14 protein-coding genes are annotated in these 18,642 nt (G+C 38.1%); 6 read left to right on the top strand and 8 right to left on the bottom strand.

Annotated elements, in window-relative coordinates; all coding sequences use genetic code 11:
- The first annotated feature begins 170 nt into the window (after positions 1 to 170).
- On the top strand, positions 171 to 1,001 hold the full coding sequence (locus PQ463_RS08455; protein WP_274257236.1) for an ATP cone domain-containing protein: 831 nt from the start codon (positions 171 to 173) through the stop codon (positions 999 to 1,001).
- Between the two features lies 1 nt (position 1,002).
- On the top strand, positions 1,003 to 2,358 hold the full coding sequence (locus PQ463_RS08450; protein WP_274257235.1) for an MBL fold metallo-hydrolase: 1,356 nt from the start codon (positions 1,003 to 1,005) through the stop codon (positions 2,356 to 2,358).
- A 482-nt stretch (positions 2,359 to 2,840) separates the two neighbouring features.
- Here PQ463_RS08450 and PQ463_RS08445 read toward each other — a convergent pair whose 3' ends face one another.
- Positions 2,841 to 3,731: a Fic family protein gene (locus tag PQ463_RS08445; protein ID WP_274257233.1), complete on the bottom strand. Its 891-nt coding sequence runs from the start codon at positions 3,729 to 3,731 to the stop codon at positions 2,841 to 2,843.
- A 546-nt stretch (positions 3,732 to 4,277) separates the two neighbouring features.
- On the opposite strand from PQ463_RS08445, the gene PQ463_RS08440 reads away from it, so the two are divergent.
- Positions 4,278 to 5,759: a DUF1254 domain-containing protein gene (locus PQ463_RS08440; protein WP_274257232.1), complete on the top strand. Its 1,482-nt coding sequence runs from the start codon at positions 4,278 to 4,280 to the stop codon at positions 5,757 to 5,759.
- 850 nt (positions 5,760 to 6,609) lie between these two features.
- Here the strand turns inward: PQ463_RS08440 and PQ463_RS08435 are convergent.
- The 3 genes from PQ463_RS08435 to PQ463_RS08425 form a co-directional block, all read right to left on the bottom strand.
- The gene (locus PQ463_RS08435; protein ID WP_111375728.1) at positions 6,610 to 7,413 is read right to left on the bottom strand and encodes a helix-turn-helix domain-containing protein; all 804 of its coding nucleotides are present in this window, start codon (positions 7,411 to 7,413) and stop codon (positions 6,610 to 6,612) included.
- A 61-nt stretch (positions 7,414 to 7,474) separates the two neighbouring features.
- Positions 7,475 to 8,146 carry an SDR family oxidoreductase gene (locus PQ463_RS08430; protein ID WP_337992885.1) on the bottom strand — a complete coding sequence of 224 codons (672 nt, stop codon included), beginning with the start codon at positions 8,144 to 8,146 and terminating at the stop codon, positions 7,475 to 7,477.
- Between the two features lie 84 nt (positions 8,147 to 8,230).
- The gene (locus PQ463_RS08425) at positions 8,231 to 9,229 is read right to left on the bottom strand and encodes an SDR family NAD(P)-dependent oxidoreductase (RefSeq protein ID WP_111375729.1); all 999 of its coding nucleotides are present in this window, start codon (positions 9,227 to 9,229) and stop codon (positions 8,231 to 8,233) included.
- A 639-nt stretch (positions 9,230 to 9,868) separates the two neighbouring features.
- Between PQ463_RS08425 and PQ463_RS08420 the strand changes: the two genes are divergently transcribed.
- Positions 9,869 to 10,381: a response regulator gene (locus PQ463_RS08420; protein WP_274257231.1), complete on the top strand. Its 513-nt coding sequence runs from the start codon at positions 9,869 to 9,871 to the stop codon at positions 10,379 to 10,381.
- 370 nt (positions 10,382 to 10,751) lie between these two features.
- Here the strand turns inward: PQ463_RS08420 and PQ463_RS08415 are convergent, their stop codons facing one another.
- Together PQ463_RS08415 and PQ463_RS08410 are read right to left on the bottom strand one after the other, a co-directional pair.
- Positions 10,752 to 12,260: a PAS domain-containing sensor histidine kinase gene (locus PQ463_RS08415; RefSeq protein WP_274257229.1), complete on the bottom strand. Its 1,509-nt coding sequence runs from the start codon at positions 12,258 to 12,260 to the stop codon at positions 10,752 to 10,754.
- 425 nt (positions 12,261 to 12,685) lie between these two features.
- Positions 12,686 to 13,081: a PcfJ domain-containing protein gene (locus tag PQ463_RS08410; protein ID WP_274257227.1), complete on the bottom strand. Its 396-nt coding sequence runs from the start codon at positions 13,079 to 13,081 to the stop codon at positions 12,686 to 12,688.
- A 503-nt stretch (positions 13,082 to 13,584) separates the two neighbouring features.
- Here PQ463_RS08410 and PQ463_RS08405 point away from each other — a divergent pair.
- Both PQ463_RS08405 and PQ463_RS08400 read left to right on the top strand, forming a co-directional pair.
- Entirely contained in the window at positions 13,585 to 14,037 is a 453-nt protein-coding gene (locus tag PQ463_RS08405; protein WP_111375738.1) for an Hsp20/alpha crystallin family protein, read from the top strand.
- Between the two features lie 81 nt (positions 14,038 to 14,118).
- Positions 14,119 to 15,285, top strand: coding sequence for a cation:proton antiporter domain-containing protein (locus PQ463_RS08400; RefSeq protein ID WP_274257224.1), 1,167 nt, complete (start codon positions 14,119 to 14,121; stop codon positions 15,283 to 15,285).
- A 703-nt stretch (positions 15,286 to 15,988) separates the two neighbouring features.
- Here PQ463_RS08400 and PQ463_RS08395 read toward each other — a convergent pair.
- Both PQ463_RS08395 and PQ463_RS08390 read right to left on the bottom strand, forming a co-directional pair.
- Positions 15,989 to 16,288 carry a hypothetical protein gene (locus PQ463_RS08395; protein ID WP_274257223.1) on the bottom strand — a complete coding sequence of 100 codons (300 nt, stop codon included), beginning with the start codon at positions 16,286 to 16,288 and terminating at the stop codon, positions 15,989 to 15,991.
- 1,073 nt (positions 16,289 to 17,361) lie between these two features.
- On the bottom strand, positions 17,362 to 18,588 hold the full coding sequence (locus PQ463_RS08390) for a chloride channel protein (protein ID WP_337992884.1): 1,227 nt from the start codon (positions 18,586 to 18,588) through the stop codon (positions 17,362 to 17,364).
- Between the last annotated feature and the right edge of the window lie 54 nt (positions 18,589 to 18,642).

Raw genomic sequence — 18,642 nt, 5'->3', positions numbered from 1 at the left:
TTTTTGCGGCAAAATTGGATGCAACTCTAATATTATTATAGTATATTTATGTTAAATTAAATTTGCAGAATATTGATTAATGCAATGCAGCTTCAGCTCAGAGCTTCTCCAAAAAAAAAATGAGATGTTATTTACTCTCTTTTTCAGTTAAAATGAATTCCTTAGCTATTATGAAAATAATAAAACACTCAGGATATAAAGTGCCTTTTGATAAAGATAAATTAGAGCTTTCTCTTAAAAAGTCTGGGGCAGGCATTGATCTCATAAAAGAATCATTAGCTGAAATAGAAAAGCAAATGTATGATGGCATAACCACCAAAGAAATCTATAAATTAGCATTTGCCGCTTTAAAGAAAGCATCAAGCGGACATGCAGCTCGTTACAATATCAGACTAGCTTTGCAAATGCTTGGGCCCGCTGGTTTTTTCTTTGAAAAGTTTGTTTCCAGATTGTATGCAGCAGACGGATTTAAAACGAAAATAAATCTAACACTGCAGGGAAAATGCGTATCGCATGAAATAGACATAGCTATCATGAAGAACAATATGATAAGTATGGTTGAATGTAAATTTCATGGCGGTAAAGAAGGCTCTTCAGATGTAAAAGTGCCAATGTATATACTATCTCGTTTTAATGACCTTAAAGCGAAAAAACATATTATTTTTTCTAACAGCGAAGTTATCAGTTCCTGTATCATAGTAACTAATAATCGTTTTACTAAAGATGCACAGGATTTTGCCAATTGCAGCGGTATTTCGCTTTTAAGCTGGGATTATCCGCCAGAACACAATCTCAAAAATAAAATAGACAAAGGAGCTCTTTATCCCATTACCTGTCTCACAACATTATCAATAGCTGAAAAGGAAAAATTGCTTATTCTGGATCAGATACTTGTAAAAGATATTATTGATGGCCCTCAAAGCCTTTATAAAATAGGACTTAGTGAAAACCGAGTTAAAAACACATTGCACGAAGCGTCACAAATTTGTAAACATTTTTAAAATGAAAGTAAAATTTATTGGAGGTGCAGGAACTGTAACTGGTTCAAAAACCCTGTTAGAAACTGACGGATTTAGAATACTTGTTGACTGTGGCCTTTTTCAGGGGCTTAAGCCGCTTAGAGAACTCAATTGGGAGCCCTTACCCATTTTGCCTTCTGCTATAGATTATGTTCTTCTTACTCATGGCCATCTGGATCATTGCGGCTGGCTTCCTCGACTAATAGCTCAGGGTTTTACAGGTAAAATATATTGTACCGGTCCAACAAAATCTATAGCAAAATTAGTTCTTATTGATAGCGCTAAAATTCAGGAGGAAGAAGCCAGCAGAGCAAATCAAAAACAGTATTCAAAACATGCAAATGCAGAACCGCTTTATACATTAGAACAAGCTCAGGCTGTTATTCCCTTTTTTGAAGATATAGAACCAAATACAGTAGTGCCTATTGCAAATGATATCACGGCTGTTTTTGAAAATGCAGGACATATCATCGGCGCCTGCAGTATTAGACTGACTCTTGAGGGGAAAACGCTTGTGTTTTCTGGCGATATAGGACGAGATGATGATGTGTTGATGTTTGCGCCAACAAAACCCGTATTTGCCGATTATCTATTTCTGGAAAGCACTTACGGAGATCGGCTTCATCCCGATGTAGATGTAAAAGAAGAACTGGAAACATTAATCAATGCAGCTATCAAGCAAAAAGGAACTGTGATAATTCCCGGCTTTGCTGTAGAGAGAGCACAATCGGTAATGCTTCTATTGTGGCAGCTTAAAAAAGAAGGAAGAATTCCTGATGTCTCTTATATACTGGATACTCCAATGGGGGCTAATGCACTGCATGTGTTTTTAGAAAATTTGAAATGGCATAAACTTTCTGCCGGCGATTGTCATGAAATGAGTAAAATGTTCTCTATTGTCTCTGAGTTTAAGGAGACTATGCGCATAATTGAAGATCCTCAGCCTAAGGTGGTTATTGCGGCAAGCGGCATGGCCACAGGCGGAAGAGTATTGTCGTACTTTGAGCATTATATAAGCAATGAAAAAACAACTGTTATTTTTGTTGGATATCAGGCAGAAGGAACCCGCGGAAGAAAACTTCTGGAAGGAGCAGATGAAATTAAAATATATGGAAATTACTATAACGTAAAAGCCAAAATTTTTCAGATAGAGGGACTTTCTGCGCATGGAGACCAAAAGGATCTTATAAACTGGCTCTCTGCACTTAAAAACATTCCTAAGTGCATCTACCTTGTACATGGGGAAAGCATTCCGGCAGATGAACTGCGAATTAGAATTCAGGATGAGTATCATTTTAAATGCAATGTTCCATTAATGGGAAATGAAATAGAAATTTAGAGATCCTTGATTAGTGAACAATAAAGGGAATTATAGTGAAATGGAAATTGGGAGTTCTATAAACGAAGAGATTGACGTATTGGAAAATCTTCACTGATAGAAAAAGACCTTTAGCTGTCCAATCTTTTTGCATAATCCCCAACTTTTGCACCTGATCCATCCTTCATTTTCTTGGTAATGTACCAGATGCGTTGGTGGTTAATTATTGCATCTGATATTTGCAGAAAATCAGATATTTATAGTAATATCGGATGAAAAATAAGACAGCCTTCGGGCTGTTTTTTTTGTTTTATAATGGCATGCATCCTGCGTTTATAATTTTTACAAACTTGAATGCCACGATTTTGCGATGAAGATAAAATCGTTAAAAGTTAATGTTTAACTTTTTGTTTTTTAGGTGTTTGTCTTGTATTTTGCTGTTTTTCTTTATGCTGCAGATATAAGTGTTTTATTTGTTAGATGGATTGATTTGTCCTGTTCTTTTATTTGTATTGTATTTCAAAATAGTCAAGAACCGATTTGTAATTATCCTGCGCCGTAAGGCAGGTATCCATCAGATATTCTTTTACATTAGCCCATTCCTGGAGCCCTCTGTAATAGAAAAGCTTAAGCTGTTCATCTATTATGAATGGCACTATATTGTTGGCTAGGCACTCCTTGAAAATAATTAGCCTTCCCACACGGCCATTGCCATCCTGAAAAGGATGTATGATTTCGAATTTATAATGGAAATCAATGATGTCCTGGATATTTTTATCTTTAATCGCATGGTAATCCGCCAGCAGTTCTTTCATCTTTTGAGAAACTTCTTTAGGGTGACAGGTTCCATTGCCTCCAACTTCATTGGGCATTCTTTTATATTCCCCAACATTAAACCAATCTTTTCCGCTATCGGAAGTTCCGGACTTTAATAAAAAATGGAGTTCTTTTATAATGGATTCTGTGAGCTTATTATTTGCTTTTTCAATAATAAAATTGATGCATCGAAAGTGATTGGAAGTTTCAATAATGTCATCTACACTGACACTTTCTTTGGATGCTCCAATGGTATTGGTTTCAAAAATATATCTTGTCTGGTCATGAGTCAGCCTGCTTCCTTCAATTTTATTTGAATTATAGGTTAAATCAATTTGTGTCCGGTGATAGATGCCGCCTTTCAGCTTCATATTCTTTTGTTCTTTTAGAATGTCCAATAAAATATTTGCACCTGCTTTTCTATTTTCTTTTTTAGGGATTACTGCATCTTCAGGAATATTCCAAGTTTTACCGGTTAGGAACGCCCCTTTTAATTTCCCTGTAGAGCAATAATTGCGAACTGTCCTTTCAGACAGATTCAGTTTTTTTGCAAATTCTACTACTGAAAGATATTTCATGTTTTTGTATGATTCCGTTATCGGCAAATATAAGGTAAAAGATGATGAAAAAAATATTTTTTTGCCGATAAAAGGAATATGCCGCTGCAAACGATTGTCTAGAGCTCAACTGCATTAGGATATTGCTGCAGGAAAAAACAAGCTTCCTTCCATTAAAATTTTTATTTAAGACGCTTTTGATTTTTGCGGCAAAAGCCAAGGAAGCTCCAGTCAGGGATTTATAACGGCAGCAGCATAAAAAAATGTTATGCTGGTTCATTTTTGATTTATATCCCTGTGCTTTATACATGTGCTGGTATAAAAAGGCAATAGTTCATGCATAACAAAAAAGCCTTCAGTGTTGAAGAATATGAACTGAAGATATTTTTGAGAATTGCATTAATGCGTTTAATTGGCTAATGCGGCCATATTTTTTATCTGCATGGCAAAACTTTGTTTCAAATTATAATTTGAAACCGAATTTAGGGCTTTGGAATAAATTTAGATTGATGGAGGCCATAACTTTGGCAATGTTAGGAAGTTTAACTTATTATTAAATCATTTTGTATGAAAGGATTAATTTATATCTGTTTCTTGGTTTTAGTTCTGGCCGGCTGTAAAAAAGATGCAGAGGGCATCAAAGAATCTGCTGTTTCTAATGGATCGGCTTCAGATTATGAATTTGTTGGCGGCTATCCCACAGAAGCAGCTATTAAAAAAGCATATGACGATGCGGACCTTACCCGTGCCATACAGGCATATAAATTTTTCTATCCCACTGTTTCTGGGGAGGGATTGGTTAAGGGGAATGACAGCATTAGAATTATCCCAAACAGATCATTCGGAACTTTAGATACAAAACCGGGACAGATAGGTTTCACGCTCAATTCAGACACGCCTTATGGGCCCATTCCCATTGATTTATCGAAAGGCCCAATGATTATAGATATTCCAAAAGGCCCCCTTATTGTGGTGGCTATGGATGTCAACCAGCGCTGGGTGGCAGATATGGGAATTCCGGGACCGGATGCCGGCAATGGGGGAAAGCACCTGCTTTTGCCCCCAGGCTACAAAGGCGCTACACCATCTTCAGGCTATCATGTCTGGAAGTCCTCGTCCAATAACCTCACGGTAGGCATCCGTTCGCTTCCTGTCGGCGGTAATGTAAAGGCCGCACTGGAAAGAATCAAAACGGTAAGAGTGTATCCGCTAAACAAGGCTGCAGATTGGAAAGAGCCTGCTTGGCTTGATCTTACGGATAAACCTCAAAATACTACGCCCGTTGCATGGGAAAACAATATACAATATTGGGAAAATTTAAATGACGTAATACAGCGTGAACCCGTTTATGAAGGCTACAGAAACTATTACGGTGAGCTGGCAGTTTTGGGAATTAAAAAAGGGCAGCCTTTTAAGCCTGACGCAAGATTAAAGGCAATACTTGAGAAAGCGGCTAAAATTGCCAATGCCCAGATGCGCGTGCAGTCCTTTGCTGACAGGCGGCCTGATCGTATCGTGTGGAAAGGCCGCCAGTGGGAATGGGTGGCGCTCCGATTTGAAGATGGCGATTTCAATACGCCGGATTATGTGGATCTTGACGGCCGCGAAACATGGTTTTATCAGGCAATTGGAGCTTCGCCATCCATGTTTAGAAGAAAAGAAGGTTCCGGCTCATTATACTGGTTAGGGCTTAAAGATGCAGAAGGCAAATATGTCGATGGGAGCAAAACCTATAAATTGACAGTTCCAACCCCTGTTCCGGCAAAATTATTCTGGTCTATTACTATTTACGATGCCTTAACGAGAAGTCAGGTCGCTACAGATCAAAACAAAGCGGCGCTTCGCTCTTTGTTTGAATTAAAAGACAAGATAGGAGGCCAGAGCGTTGATCTGTACTTCGGACCCAAAGCTCCTGCAGGAAAAGAGGGGCAATGGATAAAAACACTTCCAAATAGGGGATGGTTTGCTTACATCCGCATCTATGGACCGGAAGCAGGAGCGTTTAACGGCACTTGGAAGCCGGGAGATTTTGAAGAAGTTGCGCAATAATGGTAGTGGTGCAGATTGGGTGTTCTTATAATTTAACCGCTTAACTGACTGAAAAAGAATATTGAATCTTAATTGTTGAATAGAACAAGAGACGACCGCAAGGTCGTCTCTTGTTCTATTTTGCCTTTAAATAAGCCTTAAAAATGCTTTTGCCTCACATTAGCGCTGCAAATTGGGCCATGAGAATAAAATGTGATTTTACAAGGGCAAATGCGTGAAGAATGGATTTCAATCTAATGGAAATCAGTGTTATATGCTGTGCTTTGGCCGGTGACTGGAAATAGGGCCGGAATGCCTCTTTATTTATAGGGGAGATTATTAAATTCTTTTTTAAGCTTTTAGTTAGTTAGTTAGTTAGTTAGTTAGTTAGTTAGTTAGTTAGTTAGTTAGTTAGTTAGTTAGTTAGTTAGTTAGTTAGTTAGTTAGTTAGTTAGTTAGTTAGTTAGTTATGTGTTTTCTTTTTCTTTTCTTTTCTTTTCTTTTCTTTTCTTTTCTTGCAGATTGATTTTAATTTTTATTTTGTTTTTGTTTTGGCCGGCGAGAGGGAAGTTGGGAAAATAGTGCGGTTGATTTTATCGGCAGATATAATTTGATAGTTATTCGATTGCTGATGGTTTAATAAGAGTGGTAAGGTGATGGTTGGAGTTCTGTTCCCGCTAACTTAATTTTATTTTAAATAGCGACCCCAAATGGATAAATTTCGCATCATTTTATGGAAGATTTGAAGATATTGGCTTATTATATGTAGTGTCTGTCTTTAATTGGCCTTGTGAATTTGGTTTAAATGCCCTGTTAGGGATTGATGTAAAATGCAAAACAGAGAACCCGAAACTTTTGCTTCGGATTTTCTTTAAAGCAATTGGGTAGGCGCTATGCCGTATTTTTTTTTAAAGGCAAAGGAAAAATGGGAAAGGTCTTCAAAACCTACCTCAAGATAAACTTCTGTCGGTTTTTTTCTTTTCTCTGACAGTTGGTAGTATGCCAGCTGCAGTCTCTTTTCAGTCAGCCATTTTTGAGGAGTATTATTGAAATGCTTTTTGAAGTCTCTATTAAATGTCGATAAGCTTCTGCCGGTTAAGTAGCCTAGTCTTTCCATTGGCATATTGAACATGAAATTGCGTTCCATAAAATTTATCAGATCCACTTTACCGGGCTGATCGAAATTTGCCAAAACGTTATCCACACTTTTATCGATTTCTCTCAGGATGCTAATGGCTTCAGTAATTTTCAGCGATGCAATATTCTCAGGAAATTCATCTTTCAAATCAAAATAAGGCATCACTGAACTTAAGCAGCTTTCCAACAGGGGATGGTTTTTAAAACTGTATATTTTCTGTTCTGCAATATGTTTTTTGTCTATATCAATCTTGTCATAAAATTTTTTCAGGCGTTCTATTGACAGATGCATAACAACCGTTTTATGCGGCTGTCCATTTTTAGGATAATTTATTATTGTAGCCAGCACATTTCTAGGAATTAAGAAAATGTCTCCAGTTTTAAAATAGAAAGTGGTGTCTGCTTGGATTATTTTTGTTTCACCTGATATAAACCAAATCAGCATATGGTCATCAAAAATCAAATCGGATTTAAATAATTTATCATCATAACTTGAAAGCTTAATTTCGGATGTCAAGTATTTAGAGATATGTTCCATATAAAAACAGTTTTTGTTTGACTAATTTAATAAAAAGGAGTGGGAATCCTCCTTTTTACTGCTATATAGATTGTCCTCCATCAATTAAAAATTCAGAACCGGTAATAAACAGTGCCTGATCGCTTAGCAAGTAGCTGATTAAATTTGCCACTTCCAACGGCTTGCTAAAACGCATCAATGGACGGCTATTGACCATTTGGTTCTCCAAATTCTTATGCAAACCAAGCTTGTCCATGATTTCTGTAGCTATGGGCCCTGGACTCACTGCGTTAACCCGTATTTTTTTTGATGCCAATTCAATTGCCGCTATTTTCATTACTGCATTTAATGCCGCTTTGCTTGCGGCGTAAACTGATGCATTTGGCGGAGAAATTCTGGCAGATGTTGAAGACAGGAATACAACAGATGCCCCATCATTCAAAAAAGGGATAAACATGCTTAATGTAAAAAAAGCGCCTTTAAAATTTACATGCATTACCTGGTCAAATAAAATTTCTGTTGTTGATTCAATTGAAGCAACGCTAGTAATTCCGGCATTGATCAGCAGTATGTCAATTCTGCCAAACTGTTTATGGACTGCTGACGCTAGATTACTGATAACTTTTAGATTGGATTGGTCGGCAATCATTCCAATAGCATCCAATTCTAAGGCAGCTTTTTCAATCGCTTCTTTTCTTCTTCTCGTAATAATGACTTGCGCCCCTTTTTTCTCTAAGCAACTTTGCCGCTGCATACCCGATTCCGCTGTTGCCACCTGTGGCAACGGCTATTTTTCCATCAAAACTTTCCATTTTTCAAAATTTAATTAAGATATTGATTAGGGAATTTGGAATTTTATACCCGTCATTTTTTCGCTTAAATCCCATAATGCTTTAGCATTGGGCTTATCCAAAGAATAAGGCTCGACCCCACTTGTTCCAATGCTTTGCTCAGAAGCTAATGGAGCAATATCCGCATCCTCGCAATAAACGCCCCCAATATTGTCAAGTGCAGCGTTTGTAGCACACCACACAGTCGTGGCAGCGCCTTGCGGGATTGTTTTTAACCTTGCCGCCACTTCAGGAAGCATATTCCCTTGCGAATCCAAGAAGCCCATTTTTTGAAACAACTCCAAGGAAGCTTCTCGGGCTAATTCAGTCCCTGCTATGGAACCTGGGTGCAAAGAGTAGGCTCTTACATTGAATGCTTTAGCGCGGTTGTCAAGTTCGAGAGAGAATAAATTGCTTGCCGTTTTCGATTGCCCATAAGCCTGTAGGGTTTCGTAATCCCTGTGAAGAAAATTAGGGTCTTCGAAATTGAAGGGAGCCATTTGATGGCCAAGAGAAGATACATTGACTACTCTTGCGCCGTTTGCTTTTTTAAGTGCCGGAAATAGTTTTGCTGTTAAGTGAAATTGACCTAGATAATTAGTGGCCAATTGCGATTCGATTCCTCTGTTGTCTCTGCGTAATGGCACCCACATAATGCCGGCATTATTTATAAGCAAATGCAGCGGTCTGCCCGATGAAAGAAATTTTTCTGCGAATGCATCAATGGAAGCTGGATTCATAATGTCCATTGGCTCTAGCTCCACGTTTTCAATGCTCCCTAAGTTTATCTTAGCTTTCTCAATGTCCCTTGCTGGAACTATTACTGTAGCTCCAGCATTTGCAAGCGTTTTTGCAGTTTCAAGCCCAATGCCTGCATTTCCGCCTGTTACGATTATGATTTTGCCTTTAAGGTCAATCCCCCTGATTACATCACTTGCTGTTGATGCTGCGTTAAATCCTGAACCTATCTGCTGCTGTAACGCTCCCTGATAATTGTTTGGTCTCATTTCTTTTTATTTTAAAAGTTATAAGACAAAATTATTGGGAATTGGAAAGAGGTATTTTGTTTAGAATGTCATTTTTTTTTGTTTAAAAAGTCATTTTGAGGCTCTGTCGCATTTAAAGCTGAGTTTTATCATTGCCTTTTTTAATTCTTAAACCCATGAATGCAAAGGGCCATTGCTATCCAAAGTCTATTATTCTACAGTCAGTCTATTTTAAGCTTAGGTCTGCTTTAAGTTATCGAGATGTTGAAGAGATCATGAAAATGCGGGTAGTTCATGTTGATCATGTTGCCATTCAGCGCTGGGTAGGGTAAAGATAGATTTTAAAGAAGCAGACATTAATGGCAATTAACGTGTATAAGTTTCGAACCAAGATTCCTGCAGCTTTATTTTTTTTTTTTTTTTGGATTTTCTGCTTTCAAAAACTCTTTGGGCCATGATTTTGCCACAAAATTATACGAGGCAAAAATCTTTAAAAAACTGCCTTGGCTTTTTTGACGCAAATTGAAGGCAGCTCCAATAAATGCGGTGTCCTGCCGTAAAGATCTATAGGCTGAAAATTATTTATCTTAAAATTATGGAGTGACTGAAATCTTTTTGGCATTTATGCACTACATTTGATAAGCACATAACCGATTCAAGATGATAAGTTCAGAGAATTCCCGCCCCTCCGCTGAAGGGATGAATGAAAAAGAGCCAGTAAAGATTATACTGGCCGAGGATGATAAGGACGATCAGGAATTATTCATCGATGCCCTGGATGAGGCCCAGGTCCCTTCAGAGGTAACCACCGTTGAAAACGGGCAGCAGCTCATGGACAGCCTCAGAGACAAATCCCAGCCAGATCCCGATATTATTTTTATAGATGTCAATATGCCCGTTAAGGGGGGCAAGCAGGCGCTGGAAGAAATAAAGGGCGATAAAGAGCTAAAGGATATTCCTGCCGTTATGCTCTCCACCTGGAATCATCCTTTGGATATTGAAGAGAGCTTTGAAAAGGGGGCGGATCTTTATGTCCAGAAGCCCAATTCTTTTGCAGGCTTTGTGATGGTGATAAAGAAAGTCTTCTTTCTGCACTGGGCAAAGGCTTTATTGAGGCCAGCCATAAATTTATTTTTTGTTTCGGAAAAGAATACCTCTGAGGGTGACTTCTAAGGCCTCTTGACTGCGTTATCAGTCTATTTTTGCCCTTGTTATGCCGCTCTAGACATTTTTCCATTTTCTCAAGCAGCTGGATTTCCTCTGGATCCCCTGAGTGGTCGGAAAGCGCGGTGATGGTTCTCTAGTAATTGAATCTTTTATCTTCGAAAAGGCAGGTGAATTTCGGAAACTCGCTGTGGGATACCATCCAGGTGTTCTTTCCTGCATTTTCAATTTTAAATTTTTTCATTTCCGTCATCTTTTTAATCTCTGCAAACAATCAGGCGTGAATGCGTCTGGGCTGTTTTTGCCGCTCAGTTTTAAACTGCAAAAATAGAATATTATTGCAGGTGATGGATAGTAAATAATGCAAAATATTTGGATTTTATATGGTATTTGCTTTCTGTTCTAAAGGCAGGGTAACGGTAAATTCCGCCCCATTGCCCTTTTCTCCGGAAGCAGTTATTTTTCCATTATGCCTTTCGGCAATTTTTCTGCACAGTGCCAGACCAAGTCCATTTCCCTCGTACTGGTCTTTGGAGTGCAGCCTTTCAAATGCCGTAAAGATCTTTTCAGCGAACTGGTCATCGATTCCAATGCCATTATCCTTTATTTTTATCTGCACAAAATCTTCCCCGCCAATATGGATTGTCCTGTTTGTTATGATCACCCTGGGCGGCTGGTTCGCTTTTGAAAATTTTAAGGCATTTTGCAGGAGGTTATAGAAAAGCTGGCTGATTAGAATCGGCGCTCCCTGAATCTGCGGCAGGTCAGAAGCAATTAAAACAGCGCCTTTTTCTTTTATGACCAGCTCCAGATCTATTTTTATATTTTCAATAACCTCATTGAGATTGATGGCTTCGATATGCTGCAGGGTTTTATCAACAGTCGAATAAGCCAGGATCCCTTCAATAATAGTTTCCATTCTTTGGGCGGACTGGGCTATTTTACGAAGGTATTTTTCAGATTTGCCATTGGCGCTGCCTTCTATATCATCTCTTAATAGGGTATTGAAAATTTTAATTTTTCGCAGCGGTTCGCGAAGGTCATGGCTCACCACGCTGGCAAAATGCATAAGGTCTCTGTTGGAGCGGTTGAGTTCATTTGTGCGGCTTTCGACCTGCTTTTTTAATTCTTCCTGAAATTCTCTGTGCTCATGGATATCCTGGACAATGCCAATTATGGTTTTTGGGCTGCCATGATCATCCTTGATAATCCTGCCGTTGATTTTAGCCCAGCGGTGTGGGCGGCCATCATTTAAAATTCGGGCTTCGTAACATATTTTTCCAGTTGTTGCGGCTTCTTTATGCGCTTTTTCTCGCACCGGGAGGTCATCTGGATGCAGTTTTGCAATTAAGTCTTCTTTGGTGGCATCCCCTGAAATGGAACATATGGCATCGAAGCTTCCCGATGTTTTGATTTTTTTTGTGGCAAGGTCTATTTCGTAGCTCCCTATGCCTGAACTCTCAATGGCCATATTAAGTTTTTCATTGGAGTGCTGCACTTCCTGTTTGGCAAGCTGTAGATCCGTCACATTAGTGCCCGTATTAAGTACGCCGTATACTTCTCCGTTCTGATCAAAGAGGGGTATAAAGCTATAATTGAAGTAATGTTCAGTCATCACGCCGTCTATCACCAGATCTACTTTTTTGGCTGCGGCATGAAAGGCGGTACCGGTTTTAAGCACGCCTAGCGCCTCATCGAGAATCTGCTGCTTTTCAATTTCTGGAACAACCTCAAGGTAGGTTTTTCCAATAACATCATTCCCTTTTCCATAGGTTTTGATCATAGCGGCATTGGCCAGTCCAATTTTAAGATTATCTCCCACATATACCCCTACGGGCATTGGAATAGCGTCAATTATACTTTGCAGGAGCCTTGGATTGTGGTGCATAGCGGTAAGGTTTAATTAGTGAAGTTCTTAGGGCGAAGCTATTGCTATTTAAAAATTTAATGTTATATTATCTTAATGAAGTGTTTCATAATTTTAGATATTCATTTTTAGATTTTTGTTCAGCAAATAGAGTTACCGGTATGCTATAAAAATTATGAACATGCGGTTTTTGCCTCTGCCAGCATATTTTCAAATTGGGATGATAAGCAGACTTATATATTGAAACTGAAATTAATTTCTGAACTTCCTGTAAAGCCTTTATGCTGTGTGAGCCCGAGATAATGGGATAATCTGAAAACTGCCAAGCGGAGAAACCGAAATATCTTCGGTTTTTCCGCTTTTATGCTTTTTTCCTTTTTCTGTTTTTTGGAGAGTGGATTTGCTGTGTCTTCTGCGCGTAAAAAAAGCCGATGGAAATAGCGGCTTTATGCAGTTACAGATTTTGCTTTTCCTTCTCCCAGACGTTCTTTTATCTGATATGAATTTTTAGAGAGCAGGCTCATAATCTGCTTATGATGTTTGGAGGGCTTGTTTTTTAATCCGCTGGATTGCAGGATTTCCATTCTAGAGAGTGAGATTTCGATGGTTTCGACGGATTTGTCTTCGACCTTAGCGGAGAGTATCAGCGAATCCTTTCTATCGTAATACTCGTTGGTGAATACGCAATGCCACAAATTGTCGCCTTCCCGCATAAAATCCTTTACTTCTTCTATAACGTAAATGCTCAGTTCCCCAGTTTGAAGAGAAAATCCATTCCATACTGGCTGAAGCAAAAGAAAAAATGGAAAGAAAATATCTGTCAGAATAAATTTTAAATGCAATCATCTTCAAAGTGCAGACAAAATTGGGAGCACAAGATTTATTTTTCTTGAAGGGCTGTTTTCAATTGGCTTATCAGATAGATAAACTTAAAAATAATGGATGATGGGAGAACATAAAAATGATACCGACCCAGAAAAAGATTATAGGGGCAATGGATAAAGTTTCTGGAAAATTAATTGAGTTTAAAAGGAAGAATAACATTGATTTAGTGGTTATGAAAGATGGTTGAAATCTTAAGGATAAAAGCCCGTTTTTTATAAAGTATTATTTTCAATAGCAGTTAAAAGCTCTCAATAATGAGGGCTTTTTTTTTTTATTTATTTATTTATTTATTCTTTCTTTCTTTCTTTCTAAAGCTATGGTAAAACTGACATTTTTTCGCCCATGAAAACTGAAAAAATGTCATTTTTTTTCTCTGGCATAATTTTGGTTTTTTTGTGACTGGCACTGCAAAGGCAGTGTATGTTCAAAAATATTGTATAACAATTAAAAGTAAAATGTTATGAATCTTATCAAAAGAAATGCAAACCAGCATCGTGGCTTGCCGCATACGTTTTTTGATGACGTTTTTGGCCGCGAGCTTTTCAATTGGGAAAACAAAAATTTTTCTACAACAAGCACCACCCTGCCATCGGTAAACATCAGAGAGACTGCAGAACATTTTGAAGTCGAAGTGGCCGCTCCCGGCCTGGAGAAAGCCGATTTCAAAGTTACCCTTGACGGAAACCTGCTGACTATTTCTTCGGAAAAGGAAAATAAGCAGACCATCGGGCAGGAGAATTTTACCCGCAGGGAATTCAGCTACCAGTCGTTCCAGAGAAGTTTTGAGCTGCCTAAAAATGTGGTCGACGAAGAAAAGATAAGCGCCCGCTATGTGAATGGCCTGCTTCATCTGTCCATACCCAAAAAAGAGCAAGCGAAGCAGAAGCCGCCTAGAATGATTGAAATCGCCTAATTTCTAATCGATTATTTTACCTTTTTTTTATTTTAAAGCTGCCCTACGGGGCAGCTTTAATCATTGCAAAAAGCTATAATCATGTTTTCGGACTTATTTTCTGCCCTGGCTGTGCTCTGCTTTGCTGTGCTGTTCCTGATACTGGTGCTGCGCCGCTTCAGACAGCCGTATTTTATTGCCTATATAGCTGCGGGCGTGCTTTTGGGGCCAAAACTGCTGAATACAATTCCTGATACGGCAGTGGTCGCGGAATTGGGCGAAATCGGCATTGTTCTTCTGATGTTTTCCATTGGTACCGAGATAGACCTGCACCATTTAAGCCAGCATTTCTGCAGGCCCTTTGCAATAGCGCTGGTCCAGATCCTCTTAAGCGCCTTATGCATGTATGCCTTGGGAATGCAGTTGGGATGGCCAGCCAGTAGGATTATGTTATTATCTTTTATCATAAGCCTCAGCAGTTCGGCTATTGTATTTCAGTATTTGCAGAGAACCGGTGAGATTAAAAGCCAATTGGGGATTATAACATGCGGTGTGCTGCTGATGCAGGACATACTGGTTGTGCCAATGGTTTTATCGCTAAATTTTATTTCAGGCAGCAATACATCTTTTTTTGAGCTTGTCAAGGTCTGCATAGGCGGCATGCTCATACTGCTTTTTTTGCGGTCAGCCATCAAGAGAAGGATTTTTAATATTCCCATGAGAAGAGAGCTTATTGCCGACCATGATCTGCAGGTATTCATCGGCTTCTGCATATGTTTTGGGATGGCTTGGGTTAGTTTCTGGTTTGGGCTCTCGCCAGCCTTTGGAGCCTTTGCGGCAGGAATTGTGATCGGGCAAGATAAGGCAACGCGCTGGCTTGGAAAATCGCTGATTCCATTTAGGGTCTTTTTTATGGCATTTTTTTTTCTGGCCATAGGACTGCAGCTTGACGTTGTTTTTTTTTCAGCCAATGCCGGCACAATTGTCTTGGTGACTGTAAGCGTTTTGATTATCAATAGCTTGGCCAATAGCCTGCTTTTTAAGCTAAGCGGAAACAGCTGGAGGGACAGCATATATGCCGGTGCGCTATTGTCGCAGATTGGCGAATTCAGCTTTGTGCTGCTTACGCTTGCCGCTTCTCTTGGGCTGGTTGGAGATTATATGCATCAGATTACTCATGCAGTGATTACCTCCACCATGCTTTTGTCAAGCGTCTGGCTAGCCATCATACAGAAGCTGATCTATAAGCTGCCGGCCCAAGAGGACTGAACTGGTCCGCTGATTAATGGCTCAAACCTCTTTAGGATTTCAGGACAGCATTGCGATAAAGCCTGAAAGCTCTCAGAAATGAGGGCTTTTTTTATTTTTAGTTAGTTATCTTTTTTTTTGATTTGGTTTAATTGTTTTCAAATTTGTTTGTTTGCTTTTGGCTGGCGAAAGAGAATTGGTTTGGAGCGGCTTGTAACTTTAATAAAATCTAATAGAATTAATGGCATTATCTTGAGACGGGAATTTTGAAAGACTTTCTAAGCTTTCGGCCAGAGTCTTATTGGCTTGCGATCGTAGGTTCGAAAGAGATTAATGATTTTTATAACAATTTTGATGTAGTAATGTTTCGAACTTAAGGCTTCAAGTGGTTGTTTAACAGTTTTTTAAATTTGTTCGTAAAAATGATGCACCGATTCTGCACCCAGATTCAAATATATCTTTTTTCAATATTTTATCTGCTTAAAAATATGTAATTCACATTTGAAAATGAGCTTATTAAATATTGGTTTTTTTAAGGTTTTTCTTTTTCTAAATAAGTTGTACTAAGATTTTACCACAAAATTTGTATGGCTTACTATCTTTAAAAAACGCTTTTTCTTTTTGGCGAAATTGTAGGCAACCCGAAATAAAACTTGTGCTATAAATTGCTCTATTTAACTAATCTGGCATTTTAATTTACCAATACTGAAAGTTAAATCTTTGCTTAAAAATTATTATTTAGAAAATTACAAGTGCTGCAATAAATTACTCCTTCAGGAGAGACATTTTTTTTCTGCTTAATTTTAGTTGGAGTGTCATTTTTTTTATCTAATATACTATCTTCTTCATTTTCATCATTTTCTGAGTCTTTTAGAAATTTCTTCACTGTACCTTCTGCCAAAAATCTTAAAAAAGTCAATATTTCAGCAGCTTCGTCTAGAGTGACTTTCATGCCTTCGTCGGTTAGCATTTTATGTGCCTTCTCAGGAGTTATTTTCCATTTGTCATTTTTGTTATTCATCATCTGTTGGGTTTTGTAACTCAAAGATAATCATTTGTTTATAGAGTTTAATAATGGTTTGTTTTGTATCGTACAGTGACGGGGACGGGACAAATTACAACATCATTTTTGGATGATTTGAAGAAATTGGCTTACTATATTTAGTGTCTGTCTTTCATTGGCTTTGTAAATTTGGTTTAGATGTCCTGTTGGGGATTGATGTAAAAAAATATAAAAACTCAATTGGTTTATGGCATACAATTCTACAAATATTTATGGAGGATTTGAAAATATTGTTATCGTTAAGGTAGGATTGTCTTTCTTTAGCTTTATGAATTACTTTATGCGATTTAAGTTTTGTGGTACAAAAGTAATCCCTTTCATAGTATCAAGTCCAAAAAAAGTTTGGCACCAATGATACTCTTGAAATTCGTGGTTTTATAAACCTATGTACGTGTAAAAAAAATAGAGCATAGTTGAAATACTTCTAGTAAATACTAAAACCTAACTTTGGTTGATTAAAAGCCTTTAATTCGATTAAAGGCTTTTTTATATAGCCAATCCAAATTTTTTACTGAGAGCTGTAATTGAATCGAAAAATGAAACAGCATGTTTTCAATAAAATACTTCGAAGGTTATTTTAGTAGTTCCTCAATTCTATTTTTATTTGATAGCCAACAGGTGTAAAATAATGCAGACAGATTATTTCTCCTTCTTAAGTGTGCCAACAAAAAGAATGCATGGCAAAACAGTATTTAGTTTTTATTTATTTGGAGCTTAAAGTGCAATGTTTTTTAAATTTATTGTTTTTTCCGATAGATTTGAACTTTCAATTACCCATCATGTATAATATGATGTTCCCGGACAGCACTATTTACAGTATAGCTACAAGTTTTGCCAATGTATTCGAATATTATTAAAGCGAAGCGACAAACCATAATTAGAAGGAGGGATTAATACCTAATGTGCCAGCCATAAAAATCCCTCCGATTCTGATTGCTTCGCGGCAAAAAACTGATGTTTTTTTGAGCTGGCATAAAAAAACTAATTTTAAATAAAGCGGTTCAGGCTAAATTTCATTCCCTGTACTTAATCGGCTATTGCTTTGCTGTTAGATAAAAGTCATATGAATATACATTATAAGGAAGCAGTTTTTTTGAAAAAAAATACGAAATTACAGTTCCAAGCGCAATAGGGACAAACAATAAATATCCGTTTGGAAGCAGATTACAGATCAGAACCAAAGAAGTTAAGGGAGCGGAAAGAGAAGCCGATAAAGCAGCCGCCGCCCCTACCAAGGCAAAGTTTAAAGGGATTAAATCTGCTGAAAAATAAGCATTGCCAATAGAGGCGACAAGCAGCCCTAGAAATGCTCCTGAAACAATGCTGGGCGCAAATACGCCTCCGTCTCCGCCTGCTCCAAGTGTAAGGGATGCCGCCAGGGGTTTTAGCATTGTAATGATTAATAAGAAAAAAAATGAAACGCCTGGTGCCTTTATGGATTCATGCAGCACCTCATGAAGGGCATCATAACTATCGCCGTATAAGCCTGGGTACAAGTAAATTAATGCACCAACAGTTAAAGCCCCTAAATTAACGCGTATGAAATTGTTCGAAATAGTCCCGAAAAGGCCTTTAATCCGGGTAACTAAAAGTGTGAAATAAACTGCCAATAACCCTGAAAGAAGGCTTAAAATAATAAAAAACGGAAAAGCTGTCCAATTCCAATCTGCAATGGTATATAAGAGCAAAGGCTTATTATCAAACAAAGAAATAAACAGCCAACTTGCCAATGCTGAACAGGTACAGGCGATAACCAGTGTTCTGTTTATTTTCCTTGCAATAACCTCCATTGCGAATAGCCAGCCGGCTAGAGGGCTGCAAAATAAAACAGCAACTCCCGCGGTCACTCCCGCGCAGATTAATTCCGTTTTATATATTTTTGCAGACAGATCCTTTTTGTAGGCAAAGTTCCCAATAGTGGCCGCAGCCACTACAGTGGATACTTCTATACCTGTTGACCCTCCAAATATTATTGTTAGAAATCCATTGATGTAATGCGAGGGGATTTTAAATAGCGGCAAATGGTCTTTGCGCTGATCAAGTGTTTTATATATTTCGGTTATTCCTTTGTTTTTCCTATTCTTGAATGCATATTTTCTCAAAAAATAAATCGCGGTAATTCCAATGGTAGGAAATAAAATTATTCCTATTGAATAATTGCTGGCAATATTAAACAGGAAGCGTTCAAAAAATTCTGTCAGCTTTTTTAGTGAAAATGCGAGCAATGCCCCACAGAGCCCAACAAAAATAGATATAAGCATAAGTTTAAAGTAATTTCGATGAATTATCTTGTGTCTTTCCATTGAGCGGGTAAA

It is taken from the genome of Flavobacterium sp. KACC 22763 (assembly GCF_028736155.1).
GTDB lineage: Bacteria > Bacteroidota > Bacteroidia > Flavobacteriales > Flavobacteriaceae > Flavobacterium.
This window is presented reverse-complemented; position numbering and strand designations above follow the sequence as displayed.